12 protein-coding genes are annotated in these 12,953 nt (G+C 71.2%); all 12 read right to left on the bottom strand.

Going from position 1 to position 12,953, the window contains the following annotated elements; all coding sequences use genetic code 11:
* Positions 1-17: 17 nt before the first annotated feature.
* The gene (locus AC4IHM_RS32065; RefSeq protein WP_490870464.1) at positions 18-779 is read right to left on the bottom strand and encodes a class I SAM-dependent methyltransferase; all 762 of its coding nucleotides are present in this window, start codon (positions 777-779) and stop codon (positions 18-20) included.
* Positions 780-860: 81 nt separating this feature from the next.
* Positions 861-2,096: an aminotransferase class V-fold PLP-dependent enzyme gene (locus AC4IHM_RS32060; protein ID WP_490870463.1), complete on the bottom strand. Its 1,236-nt coding sequence runs from the start codon at positions 2,094-2,096 to the stop codon at positions 861-863.
* 4 nt (positions 2,097-2,100) lie between these two features.
* Positions 2,101-3,438 carry a pyridoxal-phosphate dependent enzyme gene (locus tag AC4IHM_RS32055; RefSeq protein ID WP_490870462.1) on the bottom strand — a complete coding sequence of 446 codons (1,338 nt, stop codon included), beginning with the start codon at positions 3,436-3,438 and terminating at the stop codon, positions 2,101-2,103.
* A complete protein-coding gene (locus AC4IHM_RS32050) occupies positions 3,435-4,940 on the bottom strand; it encodes a Y4yA family PLP-dependent enzyme (protein ID WP_490870461.1) in 1,506 nt (501 codons plus the stop codon). The genes AC4IHM_RS32055 and AC4IHM_RS32050 overlap by 4 nt, the downstream gene beginning before the upstream one ends.
* Positions 4,941-5,068: 128 nt before the next feature.
* Entirely contained in the window at positions 5,069-5,590 is a 522-nt protein-coding gene (locus AC4IHM_RS32045; RefSeq protein ID WP_490870460.1) for a hypothetical protein, read from the bottom strand.
* 39 nt (positions 5,591-5,629) lie between these two features.
* Entirely contained in the window at positions 5,630-5,974 is a 345-nt protein-coding gene (locus tag AC4IHM_RS32040; protein WP_490870459.1) for a hypothetical protein, read from the bottom strand.
* Positions 5,975-5,984: 10 nt separating this feature from the next.
* Positions 5,985-7,718 (bottom strand): aa3-type cytochrome oxidase subunit I, encoded by a 1,734-nt coding sequence (gene ctaD / locus AC4IHM_RS32035; RefSeq protein ID WP_490870458.1) that lies wholly within the window; start codon positions 7,716-7,718, stop codon positions 5,985-5,987.
* A gap of 428 nt (positions 7,719-8,146) precedes the next feature.
* Positions 8,147-9,385, bottom strand: coding sequence for a cytochrome P450 (locus AC4IHM_RS32030; RefSeq protein WP_490870457.1), 1,239 nt, complete (start codon positions 9,383-9,385; stop codon positions 8,147-8,149).
* Between the two features lie 94 nt (positions 9,386-9,479).
* Positions 9,480-10,688 carry an NAD(P)/FAD-dependent oxidoreductase gene (locus tag AC4IHM_RS32025; RefSeq protein WP_490870456.1) on the bottom strand — a complete coding sequence of 403 codons (1,209 nt, stop codon included), beginning with the start codon at positions 10,686-10,688 and terminating at the stop codon, positions 9,480-9,482.
* On the bottom strand, positions 10,685-10,885 hold the full coding sequence (locus AC4IHM_RS32020) for a ferredoxin (RefSeq protein WP_490870455.1): 201 nt from the start codon (positions 10,883-10,885) through the stop codon (positions 10,685-10,687). Before AC4IHM_RS32020 ends, AC4IHM_RS32025 begins: the two co-directional genes overlap by 4 nt.
* 92 nt (positions 10,886-10,977) lie before the next feature.
* Entirely contained in the window at positions 10,978-11,574 is a 597-nt protein-coding gene (locus tag AC4IHM_RS32015; RefSeq protein ID WP_490870999.1) for a TetR/AcrR family transcriptional regulator, read from the bottom strand.
* A 50-nt stretch (positions 11,575-11,624) separates the two neighbouring features.
* Positions 11,625-12,845, bottom strand: coding sequence for a cytochrome P450 (locus tag AC4IHM_RS32010; RefSeq protein ID WP_490870454.1), 1,221 nt, complete (start codon positions 12,843-12,845; stop codon positions 11,625-11,627).
* Positions 12,846-12,953 lie beyond the last annotated feature (108 nt).

Here is a 12,953-nt window from a genome sequence, read left to right as displayed (position 1 = left end):
GCGGACGGCTCCGCGCGTCAGTCCTTCACCGCCACGAGGACGCAGCTGTCCCCGACCTGCCACACCGGTGTGACGTGCCGGAATCCCGCCCGGCGCAGCAGGTCGGTGTGCCGGCCCACGGAGAGGTGCCGGTTGCCGCCGTCGGTGGACGGGCGGCTGCGCTTTCGCTGCTCGTACAGATCGGCCAGCTCCGGGTCGGCGGCCACCGCCGTCCACCAGGACTCCCAGTCCTCGTGACCGTGGCCGCCCGCGCGCTCGGCCCGGCGGCGCCCGACGTGGGCGGTCAGGTCGGAGCACAGCGAACCGTCCGGAGGGAAGTGGTCCCCGTTGACCAGGGCCCCGCCGGGGGCGAGGAGGGCGGCGAGGCTCTCGTACGTCCGCAGCAGGACCGCTTCCGGGAGGTAGTGCAGCGCGGTCGTCGAGACGGCGACGTCCGGGCTGCGGTCCAGGTGCAGAGCCTCGGTCCAGCCGTCCTCGCCGATCACCGCGTCCACGTAGCGGGCGGCGTCCGCGTGATGGGTGCGCCCCAGTTCCAGCAGCACGGGGTCCATGTCCACCGCGACGATCTCCGCGTCCGACAGACGGTGCGCGAGCCTGGCGGACAGGGAGCCGGGGCCGCACCCGAGGTCCAGCAGGACGGGCCGGTCGCGGTCGGCGCACAGGTGCTCCACCACGTCGGAGATCACGGTGAAGCGCTCCTCCCGGTCCACCGCGTACCGCTGCTGCTGCCGCTCCCAGCGCTCCACCCACGTACTGGCCGTATCCATGCTCACGCCCATCTGATCGCGCCACCTCTTTCGTCTCTCATCTGTTCGCGACTACCGCGCAATCTACAGATGGAAACGATAATCAATCGCCAATCACTCGCCCGCGGTGAGATCCGAGCCGGGATCCAACGAGGCGAGAACGGCCAGCAGGCTCTCGATCTCCTCCTCGGTGTTGTGGATGTGCAGGCTCACCCGTACGGATCCGTCCTTGTCGTCGGCGCCCGCCTGGCACAGGCTGTCGGCCCGGACCATGAAACCGTGGCTGTAGAGAATGAAGCCGAGGTCGTCGGAGGGGATGTCGCGGTGCCGGAAGGTGACGATGCCGTGCCGCCGCTGCGCCTCGGGCTGTGCGGAGTCGGCGGCCAGGCTGGCGGGGCAGCCGAGGACCTCGTACGCGGTGAGGCGGCGCAGCCGGTCGGTCAGCCGGGTGGTCAGCCGGGTGACGTGGCGGGCGATCCGCTCCTGGCCGGCCGCGTCCAGCCAGTCGAGAGCGGCCAGCAGCGACACGATGCCCGCCGTGTTGGGTGTGCCCTGCCAGCCGGAGGGCCGCAGGGCGGGGCCCCGGGTGTTGCGCGCCCACACCGCGCCCGTCCCGGGAAGGGCGAACGCCTTGTGGCCCGAGAAGACGACGAAATCGACGTCGAGCCCTCCCTCGCCGACGCGGACGGGCAGGTGGCCGACGCTCTGCGCGGCGTCCAGGCAGATCGGTACGTCCGGGCCGACCGCGGCGCGCAGGCGATGGACGTTCATGTCGCCGCCGTACACGTGGTGGACGTGGGTGGCGGCGACGAAGCGGGTGCGGGGCCCGACGGCGCGGGCGAGGGCGCGGTGGTCGTAGTCGCCGGAGACCTCCTGGCGGGGCAGCGCCCTGACCGACACGTCGACCCCGCGCCGGGCGAGCGTCTGCCGGACCTCGATCCAGGGTTCGAGGTTGGCACGGTGGTCGGCGAACGGGACGAGTATCTCGTCGCCGTCGGCGAGCCGCGGTTCGAGCCAGTCGCGGGCGACGGTGCGCAGGCCCTCGGTGGTGCCGCTGGTGAAGTGGACACCGGAGCACTCCGGATCCCCGTCCCCGAGGAACTCCTTGACCCGCTCACGAGCCCGTTCCAGCAGTGCCGTGGTCCGGTTGGCCCAGGGGTAGGTGCCGCGGCCGGCGTTGGCGTTGGACGTCGTGAGGTAGGTCTGGACGGCGTCCAGGACGGCCCGCGGCTTCTGCGAGGTGGCCGCGCTGTCCAGGTACGACAGCTCGGGGTGGGCGGTGATGATGGGGAACTGCTCCCGCAGTTCCCGCTGCCAGCGGGCGTCCGCGTCATGTGCCTCGTCAGCCATGGGTTCACTCCCTCACCAGTGGTTGGCCCGCGTCCCGCCAGGCGACGATCCCGCCCGCCAGGCTGCGCACGTCAGGATGGCCCATGCGGGTCAGCAGCGCGGCGTAGCGCAGGGACTTCTCACCGACCGGGCAGGCCAGCAGCACGGGCGTCCGCCTGCTGAAGGGGAGCCCTCCCCTGACGAGTTCCTCGAAGACCTCGTCGACGATGTTCACCGAGCCCTCGATGTGCAGGGCCGCGTAGGCGTGCGGACCTCGCAGGTCGACCACCAGCGGGCGGGGGTCGACCTGCGCGATCCAGCGCCGGGCGTCCTCGACGCCGACGACCCGGGCCTCCGCCTGGGCCTCGTGGTCGCCCAACGACGCGAGGGAGTGCCCGCGCCGGGGTTTGCCCAGCAGCTCGGGACGGCGCTGCCGTACGTAACTGAGGTAGCTCTCGGCACGGTCGCACACGATGAACACGGCCGTCCGACGACGGCCGGTGCCCTCCAACTCGGCGTCGACGGACGCCAGATGCCGGACGGCCCCGTGGTAGGCGGCCCCGCCGGTGGGTCCCGACAGCAGTCCGCAGCGGCGGATGAGGGTGATCATCCCGTCGATGGCCTCCTGGGAGGTGACCGACGCGATGGAGTCGTAGGTGGCGGGGTCGAACAGGCCGACCTGATGGACCTCGTCGATGGTGCGGATGCCGGGTATGAAGTCCGACTTGTCGGCCACCAGCCCCAGAACGGCCACGTCCGGGTCGTGTTCGCGCAGCACCCTGGCGACCCCGGTCGACGAGCCGGCCGTGCCGACACAGGCGACGAACCAGTCCGGTGCCCGCCCGTCCAGGTCCTTGACTATCTCCGGCCCCGTCCCCTCCGCGTGCGCCTCGACGTTGCGCGGGTTGAAGTACTGGTCGGTGTGCAGGTACGTGCTCCCGGGCTCCGAGAGGGCCTGGTGGAAGCGGGTCAGCGGATCGTCGGTGTCCGTGGGGTCCAGACACTCGCTCTGCCCCGGGAGTTCCTCGATCTCGGCGCCGAGGAGCAGAAGCAGCTCCTTGATCTCGGGGACGCGCATCCGGTTGGTCACGCTCTTGAACCTCAGCCCGTGCATTCCGGCCAGCAGCGCGAGCGCCTTGGCCGTGTTGCCGCTGGAGAGTTCCACCACCGTCCCGTCGCCGCCGGCCGCCGTCTCCAGATGGGGGCGGGCCATGTGCCAGGCCGGCCGGTCCTTCACCGACCCGAACGGATTGAGCATCTCGAGCTTGGCGTAGAGGTCGATGTGGCGCAGTCCGTGCACGGCGGGGTCGATGCGGACCAGCGGTGTGTTGCCGATGGCCTCCGTGATGCTGTCGTACCTCATGACTGCGCTCCCTGCGGGTGTGTGATCGGCCAGTAGTCCTCGTCCGGGCGCCAGCGCCAGGACTCGCCCTCCCGCTCGGCCGCCACGGTCCGCGCGACCGGCTGCCGTTGCGCGCGGTGGGCGTGGAAGTCCATGGCATAGCCGGCGGTGTTGACGAAGGCCAGCAGGTCGCCGGCGCGCGGCAGCCGGGGGAGGAAGACGAGGCGGCGGGTGATCAGATCGGCCTCCAGACAGAGATTGCCGACGAGGTGGACCCCGACCGGCCCCTCCTCGCCATCGCCCGCCGGCGCTCCACCGCGGGGCAGCAGTACGGGGTCGACGAGGACACCGTGCTCCTCCAGGCTCACGTCCCCGGCGTTCATGCCGAGGCGCACCAGGTACCGGCCGGGGTCGTCGCCCGTGGGCCGCACGTCCAGCACCCGCGCCAGCGACAGTCCGGCCTGGTCGACCAGGGCGCGGCCGGGTTCGACGTACAGGTCGTGCAGGTGTTCAAGGAGCAGGGTGGCGGGCGACCGGCCCAGCACGGGCGCGGGGCGCGAGAGCAGTTCGTCGAGGTAGCCGGGGCCCGCGACGGGACGGTGGGCGGGATACAGCGCGGCGGCCCCGCGCACCGTGCCGCCCTCGTTGCGCAGCCCGTAGCCGTGGCCGCGCCAGGTCAGCGGCGGCCGGGTGCCGAGTACCGCCTCGCTCAGCGCGGTGGTCCAGCGCTCCCACTCCCCCGCGTCCTCGACATAGCCGACGCCGAAGCCGCCGCCGATGTCGACGGCCCGCGGGTCGAGGCCCCGCGCCCGGCACTCGTCCATCAGCAGCACGCACTGCTCCAGGGCCCGAACCTTCTCCTCCAGCCCGGTGGTGTCCAGGTGGTAGGCCAGACCGGTCAGCCGGACGGCGCCCGCGTGACGTTCGAGTGCCCGCCACAGGTCGTCCGCGTCGGCGACCGGCGTGCCGAAGCGGCTGCGGCGTGAGAGCACCCTCGTGCCCGCGCCGCCGGGTCCCGCGGCCGACTCGAATCCCGACAGCCGCACGAGTACGTCCACCCTGCCCAGCCCGTACTCGTGCACCAGGGCCGCCAGTTGCTCCAGCTCGCCGGGCGAGTCCAGGTTCACCGTCGCCCCCACCCGGGCCGCCAGCCACAGGAACTCCCGGTCCTTGGGGCCGGTGGCCATCACCCGGTCACCCGTGAAGCCGCAGCCCAGCACGTGCCGCAACTCCGCCAGGGAGGCCACGTCGACCCCGACGGCCGCCGGGTCGCAGGCCGCGAGCCTGCGCACCAGGGCGCTGGAACGGTTCGCCTTGTGCGCGAAGTACACGCGTCCGGCGAGGTGGTGCCGGCGGTAGACGGCACGGAAACGCTCGGCGTTGTCGGCGACGACCTCCGGGAGCAGCACGTTGAGCGGTGAGCCGAGCGCGTCGACCAGCGAGTGCAGGAACGGTACGTCCCCGAGCAGCCGGGCCAGAGGTGGTTCCACCCGCGGCCTCAGACATAAGGGTGCATCCTTCATGACGTGCCCCTCCCCCTTGTCGACTGGCCGCCGCTTCATGATTACGACAACCGTTCCGGAGTAGTCGTTTCCACCTACACGCGCCGCTAAGCCTCGTCGCACGCGGGTCTGTGCGGTACCCCGCCGCGTCAGTGCCCGGCAGCCGCCTTCACCAGGGCCACGGCCACGCCGATCACCGCGTCGGCGAGGCCCGCCAGCGCGGCCACCAGGACTCCGTCCCCCATGCGCAGTCCGCCCAGGCAGCCCCACAGGAAGAGGGAGACGACGCCGACGCCCGCCGACGCCCACAACGCGGCGTGCAGGGAGAGCACGTCAAGCGCGGCCAGGCCGATCAGCACGGCCGGGCCCGCGGCACACGACAGCAGCGGGCTGCTGACGTACAGCATGCGGCGCAGTTCGCGGCCGGCGGCGAGCCGGCGGTGGACCGTGCGGTGCGCCTGCTGGTCGGCGACGAACGCCGCGAGCCACAGGCCCAGCGCGGTCGTCAGGACGGTGGCGACGGCGCCGAGGGAACCCACGTCGGTGAAGGACAGGCCGACCACCACGGCGATCATCGTGATGGTCGCGTAGATGCGCTCCTTGAGGCGGTCCGCCAGCACGCCGGCGTCCGCGCCGGGCGGCAGACCCGCCCGGCGGTCGTCGTCCGTCATCTCATGGCCCCTCACCTGTCGTCGGACCCGGGTCGCGCCTCACGCGATCAGGCGTACCGCGAAGACGGTCGCCGCGAGAGCGGCCAGTGCCAGGGCGAGCAGCCGCGCCCTCAGCACGGCGTAGCGGCGCTCGTACTCGCCCCTCAATTCCTGTGCCCGGCGCGCCGTGCGTTCCACGTACTGCCGCGACAGCAGGAGCTGCCGCTCCGCGAGGCGGGAGACGAGCGCCTCGCGCTGGGCCGAGGTCAGCCAGTCCAGTGCGTCGGCGGTCTGTTCGGCCTCCGCCCGAGCCCGCTCCACCTCCGACTGCCACAGCAAAAACCCCTCCAACTGCCGCATGCCGACGCCGACGGGGTCGTCCGCGCCGTCCTTCGGGATCGCCATGCCCGAGCGGCTACTCGGTCTCGTCGAGCGGGGGGCGCTTCGCGCGGCTGTGCGCTTCCGGCTCGACGGCGTCACGACGGCCGGCGTTCTCCTCCAGGTCGATTCTCGACAGGCCCGGGTGGTGCAGGTCGAAGGCGGGGGACTCGCTGCGGATGCGCGGCAGCGTGAGGAAGTTGTGCCGCGGCGGCGGGCAGGAGGTCGCCCACTCCAGGGAACGGCCGTAGCCCCACGGGTCGTCCGCGTCGACCGGCCTGCCGTACCTGGCCGTCTTCCACACGTTGTACATGAACGGCAGCATCGAGCATCCGAGGAGGAAGGATCCGATGCTGGAGGTGGTGTTGAGGGCGGTGAAGCCGTCGGAGGCGAGGTAGTCGGCATAGCGGCGCGGCATGCCCTCGGCGCCCAGCCAGTGCTGGACCAGGAACGTGGTGTGGAAGCCGACGAACAGCGTCCAGAAGTGGACCTTGCCGATGCGTTCGTCGAGCAGCTTGCCGGTGAACTTCGGCCACCAGTAGTAGAAGCCCCCGAACATCGCGAACACCACCGTGCCGAACACCACGTAGTGGAAGTGCGCCACCACGAAGTACGAGTCCGAGACGTGGAAGTCCAGCGGCGGCGAGGCCAGCAGCACCCCGGTCAGACCGCCGAGGAGGAAGGTGACGAGGAAGCCCGCGGCCCACAGCATGGGCGTCTCGAAACTGAGCGAGCCCTTCCACATGGTGCCGATCCAGTTGAAGAACTTCACCCCGGTCGGGACCGCGATCAGGAAGGACATGAACGAGAAGAAGGGCAGCAGAACACCCCCCGTCACGAACATGTGGTGGGCCCACACCACCACCGACAGACCAGCGATCGCGATCGTGGCGCCGATCAGGCCCATGTAACCGAAGATCGGCTTGCGGGAGAAGACCGGGATGATCTCACTGACGATGCCGAAGAACGGCAACGCGATGATGTACACCTCCGGATGCCCGAAGAACCAGAAGAGGTGCTGCCACAGCAGTGCCCCGCCGTTGGACGCTTCGAAGATGTGCGCACCGAACTTGCGGTCCGCCTCCAGCGCCAGCAGGGCCGCGGCCAGCACCGGGAAGGCGAACAGGACCAGCACACCGGTCAGCAGCACGTTCCAGGTGAAGATCGGCATGCGGAACATGGTCATGCCCGGCCCGCGCATGCAGACGATGGTGGTGATGAAGTTGACCGAGCCGAGGATGGTGCCGAAGCCGGAGAAGGCCAGGCCCATGATCCACAGGTCGCCGCCGACGCCCGGCGAGTGCACGGCGTCCGTCAGCGGCGAGTAGGCGAACCAGCCGAAGCCGGCCGCGCCCTGCGGGGTCAGGAAGCCGCCCACCGCGATCAGCGAGCCGAACAGGTACAGCCAGTAGGCGAGCATGTTCAGCCGGGGGAAGGCCACGTCCGGCGCGCCGATCTGCAGCGGCATGATCCAGTTCGCGAAGCCGGCAAACAGCGGCGTCGCGAACATCAGCAGCATGATCGTGCCGTGCATCGTGAACGCCTGGTTGAACTGCTCGTTGGACACGACCTGCATGCCCGGCCGGGCCAGCTCGGCCCGGATCACGAGGGCCATCACCCCGCCGATCAGGAAGAAGACGAAGGTGGTGACGAAGTAGAGGGTGCCGATGGTCTTGTGATCGGTCGTGGTCAACCACGTGATGACGGCGTTGCCCGGCTTGCGCCGGGGTGGTTCGACTGCGGTGAGGGCGGGCTGGTCGACTACGGGCACGGGGAACTCTCCTGAAGGTCACCGGTGAAGTACGGGCCGCTCTGGGCCGGGGAGACGGACCAGGAGAGGTATTCGTCCCAGGACCCGGGACGGGAGGCGGCGGTCACCGGGGAGGCCGGTCACCGGCGTCCGGCCCGTTCCCCGCCTCCGCTCCCGCACCACGGGTCGCACGCGTCGAGCACTCCTCATCACTTCACGATCACTTCACGTTCGGCCTGCCGCACGGCGGCGGTGGCGCCGGGTCCGCGCCGAAGCGTCGGGCCGTCATTCCGGGCGTACAAGGCGGCGGGTAGCTTTTCACCGCGCATACGCCCGCGGCGGATGCCACGCCGTCGGGCTCTCGGATGGCGGAGCGGGCCCACGGCGAGGTGTCCGGAGCCCCGGCCGAAACCGGGACTCCGGACACCGAGCGCAGCCGGCTCGTCACCTCACCAGGTGACGGGCAGGGCGTGCAGGCCGTAGATGATCGCGTCGTACTTGAAGGGAATCGCGTCGAGGTCGTCGGCGGCGCGGAGGGTGGGGATGCGGCGGAAGAGGGTGGGATAGACGACTTGGAGTTCCATCCGGGCCAGGGGCTGGCCGACGCAGTGGTGGGCGCCGGCGCCGAAGGCCTGGTGCAGGCGGGCGTTGCGGGTGAGGTCGAGGCGATCGGGCTCGGGGAAGACCGAGGGGTCGCGGTTGGCGAGTTCACCGAGGAGGATGACGCCCTCTCCGGCCTTGATCGTGTGGCCCGCGATGTCGATGTCCTCCAGGGCGGTGCGCCGGCGGCCGAGGTGGACGATGGAGAGGTAGCGCAGGAGTTCCTCGACCGCGTCGCGGACGACGGCGGGGTCGTCCGTGTCGCGGATCAGGGCGAGTTGCTCGGGGTGTTGCAGGAGCAGCAGCGTCCCCAGGCTGATCATGTTCGCGGTGGTCTCGTGTCCGCCCAGGAGCAGGAGCACACCCATCGTGGCGGCCTCGCGGCGGGTGAGTTCGCCGCTCTTGATCTGCTCGCCGAGGGTGGAGAGGAGATCGTCGCCGGGTTCGGTGAGCTTGCGCCCGACTAGGTCGTCGAGGTAGGTGCCGAGGTTGCTGTGAGCGGTCTGGCGCTCCTCGGGACTGGCGACGGCGGACACGATGGTCTTGCTGTTGATCTGGAAGAACTCGTGGTCCTCGTAGGGGACTCCGAGGATTTCGGAGATGACCAGGGAGGGGATCGGCAGGGCGAGGGCCTGGACGAGGTCCGCGGGCCGGGGGCCTTCCAGCATGGCGTCGACGAAGTCGTCGGCCATCCGCTGGACCCGGGGGCGCAGCGCCTCGACGCGTTTGATGGTGAAGGTGCCGCTGATCATGCGGCGCAGCCGGGCGTGTTCGGGGTCGTCCATGCCGACGAAGCTCAGGTCGGTGCTGCCCGCGTGGGCGTGCGCCGGGTCCACGGGGCTGGGGAAGCCCGGCCGGGTGAACTCCACGCTCAGGCGCGGGTCGGAGAGCAGCGCCTTCTGTTCGGCGTGCCCGGTCACGGCCCAGGGGGTGCTGTCGCCCCAGGAGCGGACCCGGGTGAGCGGGCCGTACCCGGTCAGCGCCCGCATGTCGGGGGACACGGAGAAGGGGCACTGCGCGGAGCGCGGCGGGGGGAAGTCGGGAATGCCGAGGGTGCTTGCCTCGGGGGCGGCGGGCGTGCTGGTCATGATGGCCTCCGGTGGGGGGCGCCTCCGTCGTGCAGGGGGGAGGCGGGTGGCGCGAGTGGACAAGGTGTGCCGGTCGACCGGCGGTGGCCTTCGGTCACCGTGGGACGGCGGCGGGTTCGGGCCGGGGTGCGGGAACGTACCGGTCGAGGAGGTGCCCGCGGTGCAGGCGTGCCTGTTTGGGCATGTTCCAGCCGAGGACGGCCACGGGACGGCCCTCGTCGTCGAGGTACTGGGCGACGAACCGGCCCCGCTCCGTGTCGCCTTCGACGATGTGCGTCGTGGCGGTGGGCGCGGGTGTCCCGTACACCTGGATCTTGACGCCGAGTTGGTCGGTCCAGAAGTAGGGGACGGGGGTGTAGGGGCGGTCCTCGCCCAGGATGTTCGCCGCGACCAGCATGGCCTGTTCGGTGGCGTTGGTGCGGTTCTCCAGACGCAGGGACCGGCCGAGGCCCTCGTGGTGGAAGCGGGCCACGTCTCCGACGGCGTAGACACCGTCGGCGGCGCGGCAGCGGGAGTCGCACACGACGCCGTCCTCCAGCGCCAGCCCGCTGCCGGCCAGCCAGTCGGTGGCGGGGGTGCTGCCGACCGCCGAGACGACGAGATCGGCGGTCAGGCTCGCACCACCGGCCGGGCGGACACCGGTGACGCGTCCGTCGGCCGTCTCCACCTCCTCCACCAGCGTGTCCGGGCGCAGCCGTACCCCGTGCTCGGTGTGGAGCGCGGCGAGCAGCCCGGCCACGTCCTGGCCCAGCTGTGACCGCATCGGGGCGGCCTGCGGCCCGGTGAGTGTCACGTCGGCGCCCATGTGGCGGGCCGTGGCGGCGATCTCGGCGCCGAGCACCCCGTCGCCGACGACCACGACCCGTTCGGCCGCAAGGAGTTCGCCGCGCAGTCGGGTGGCGTGGTCGAGGGTCCGCAGCACATGCACGCCTGCCACGTCCGACACGCCGGGCAGTTCGCGCGGGTGCAGTCCGGTGGCCAGGACGACGGCCTCCGCCTCCAGTACCGCCCCGCTCGCGGTGTGCACGGTGCGCGCGGCGGCGTCGAGGGCCAGCGCGCGCTCGCCGAGGACGAACTCGGCGTCCAGGGCGTCCAGCGCGTCCCGGCTTCGCAGGTGTGTGCGCTCGGCCTCCCAGGTGCCGGCGAGTACCTGCTTGGACAGGGGCGGGCGGTCGTACGGTGTACCGGTCTCGGCGCCGAGCAGGGTGATCCGCCCGGGGTAGCCCTTGCGGCGCAGGCTCTCCACCACGGCCAGGCCCGCGGCGCCGGCCCCGACGACGAGTACGTTCGACGGCGTGCTCACGCGTCCTCGTGCAGGTGGATGGCGGCGGCGGGGCAGACGGTGGCGGACTCGCGGACCACTTCGTACTGGTCGGCGGCGGGTTCGGAGTCGAGCAGGACGACGATGCCGTCCTCGTCGCGCTGGTCGAACACCTCCGGTGCGATCAGTACGCACTGGCCGGCACCGCAGCATTTCTCCTCGTCCACGGTGATCTTCATACTGGTTCCCCTTTGTCGGGTTGATCTGAGTTGCGTTGGATCTGAGTCGCGTTGGATCTGGCTGGGATGGATTGACTTGGCCGGTGCGCTCCTCAGCGGCGGGTGGTGGGTGCGGTGAGCAGGCCGACGAGCGCGTCTTCCAGCGCGTCGGCGGTGCGTTCCCAGGACGCGCCGGGCGCGGCGGTGGCGGCGGCCAGGGCGCGTTCGCGTTCCGCGCAGGTCTGCATGATCAGATGGCGGGCCATCTCGGCGCGCTCGGGGCGGACCTCGGGAGGCACGATGCCGTGCAGGCACCGGCCGAGGCCCTGGAGGGTGCGGCGCAGGCTGTCGCGGGTGAGGGACTCGTCCTGCACGAGCGTGCGCAGCAGCGGGTCGGTCATCACCTGTACGGCGAACCGGGCGCACCAGGAGGGGACGCCGAGAGCGGCGTGCAGTTCGGTCATCGGCCTGAGCAGGCAGCGCACCCAGTCCCGCAGGTCGGTGCTGTCCCCCGCCGCCTCCACATGACGGGTGCGCAGGGCGTCGACGTGCGCACCGTGCTCGGCGATGATCGCCCGTACGAGTGCCGTCCGGCCGCCGAAGTGGTAGCTGACGGCGCTGGTGTTGCCCTGGCCTGCCGCCTCGCCTATCTGCCGGTTGGAGACGTTCGACAGTCCGTGCTCGGCGTAGAGGCGCTCGGCCGCCGCCATGAGGGCCTCGCGTGTGCCGACGCCGCGACCGGCGTGGGGGTGGATCGTCCTCACCAACGCACCGGGACCTCGCGCAGCGGACTGGTGAGCATGCCTTCGTGGCGTCGCAGGGCGTCGGCGTCCACGGCGAGCCTGAGCCGTGGCAGGCGGCGTAACAACACCCCGAGCACGGCCTGCAGTTCGGTACGGGCCAGGGGTTGGCCCAGGCACGAGTGCGGGCCCGCGCCGAAGGCGAGATGCGGGTTGGGGCTGCGTCCCAGATCCATCACCTCGGGTTCGTCCCAGGCGTGTTCGTCCCGGTTGGCCGCGGCCATGCTGCACACCACCGTCGCGCCGCGCGGCACGGTGCCGCCGGGAAGCGGGATGTCCTCGTGGGCGTAGCGCAGCATCCCGAAGCCACTGGCGTTCGGGTCGAAGCGCAGCACCTCCTCCACCGCGGGGCGGATCAGCGACCGGTCCTCGACGAGGCGCTCCCAGCGGCCGCGGTCGGACAGCAGGTGCGCCGTCATCATGGCGATGAATCCCGCGGTCGTCTCGTGGCCCGCCAGCAGCAGGGCCTGGCCGGTGGCCACCAGCCCCGCCTCGGACATCGGCTCGCCGTCGGTGTCCGCGGCGGTCATGAGCTGGCTGAGGAGGTCGTCGCCGGGCGCGGCGCGCTTGTCGGCGACGAGGGCCGCCATGTAGTCGGCGAAGTCCTGGTGGGCGGCGCCGGTTTCCTCCCTCGTGTACTTCGTCGTGTTGAGGAAGGTGTCGGACCACTTCTTGAAGAGGTCCCGGTCGCTCTCGGGCACTCCGAGCATCGTGCAGATGACGTAGACCGGCAGCGGGAAGGCCAGGTGGCCGACCACGTCCGCGGGGGCGCCGTGCTCGACCATGGTGTCGACGAGCCGGTCGGCCATCTCCTCCATGCGCGGTTTCAGGGCGGCCATGCGCTTGGCGGTGAACCACCTGCCCACCATCCTGCGCCAGCGCTCGTGTCCCTCGTCGTTCAGGGCCCGTGCCATCGGGCTGCTGAAGATGCCCTCGGCGTCACCGGCCGTGATGCGGGCGGCGTCGGGCCGGGCCAGACCCTCACGGGTGAGCCGCGGGTCGGCCAGGGCGGTGCGCACGTCCTCGTAGCGGGTCAGCAGCACCGCGGGGTCGCCGCTCGGGAAGGTCACGTCCGCCACCGGGCACTTCTGCCGCAGTTCGGTCCACTCCACGGGTGGTGCCAGGGCCGTCGGCGCGACGACCGGGTAGTCCAGCGGCCGCGGTTTCCGGGGTTCGCTCATGCCGGCCTCCTTCGGTTCGCGTTCTCGATCACTAGACACCACAGCCGATACTTAAATCAACCGCCTGACTTAATTGAGCGGAGTGAGTGACCGGAAACCGGTGCGGGC

It is taken from the genome of Streptomyces sp. SL06 (genome assembly GCF_058244745.1).
Note: the sequence above shows the minus strand (reverse complement) of the source record. Positions and strands in the feature narration are given on the sequence as shown.

What these genes read in the sequence shown, in the direction of transcription:
- AC4IHM_RS32015 (WP_490870999.1), bottom strand. Translation starts at nt 11,574, where the DNA reads ATGGCGGCGGCCGAGCGCCTCTACGCCGAGCACGGACTGTCGAACGTC.
- AC4IHM_RS32060 (WP_490870463.1), bottom strand. Translation starts at nt 2,096, where the DNA reads ATGGCTGACGAGGCACATGACGCGGACGCCCGCTGGCAGCGGGAACTG.
- AC4IHM_RS32010 (WP_490870454.1), bottom strand. Translation starts at nt 12,845, where the DNA reads ATGAGCGAACCCCGGAAACCGCGGCCGCTGGACTACCCGGTCGTCGCG.
- AC4IHM_RS32065 (WP_490870464.1), bottom strand. Translation starts at nt 779, where the DNA reads ATGGGCGTGAGCATGGATACGGCCAGTACGTGGGTGGAGCGCTGGGAG.
- AC4IHM_RS32045 (WP_490870460.1), bottom strand. Translation starts at nt 5,590, where the DNA reads ATGACGGACGACGACCGCCGGGCGGGTCTGCCGCCCGGCGCGGACGCC.
- AC4IHM_RS32020 (WP_490870455.1), bottom strand. Translation starts at nt 10,885, where the DNA reads ATGAAGATCACCGTGGACGAGGAGAAATGCTGCGGTGCCGGCCAGTGC.
- AC4IHM_RS32040 (WP_490870459.1), bottom strand. Translation starts at nt 5,974, where the DNA reads ATGGCGATCCCGAAGGACGGCGCGGACGACCCCGTCGGCGTCGGCATG.
- AC4IHM_RS32055 (WP_490870462.1), bottom strand. Translation starts at nt 3,438, where the DNA reads ATGAGGTACGACAGCATCACGGAGGCCATCGGCAACACACCGCTGGTC.
- AC4IHM_RS32050 (WP_490870461.1), bottom strand. Translation starts at nt 4,940, where the DNA reads ATGAAGGATGCACCCTTATGTCTGAGGCCGCGGGTGGAACCACCTCTG.
- AC4IHM_RS32030 (WP_490870457.1), bottom strand. Translation starts at nt 9,385, where the DNA reads ATGACCAGCACGCCCGCCGCCCCCGAGGCAAGCACCCTCGGCATTCCC.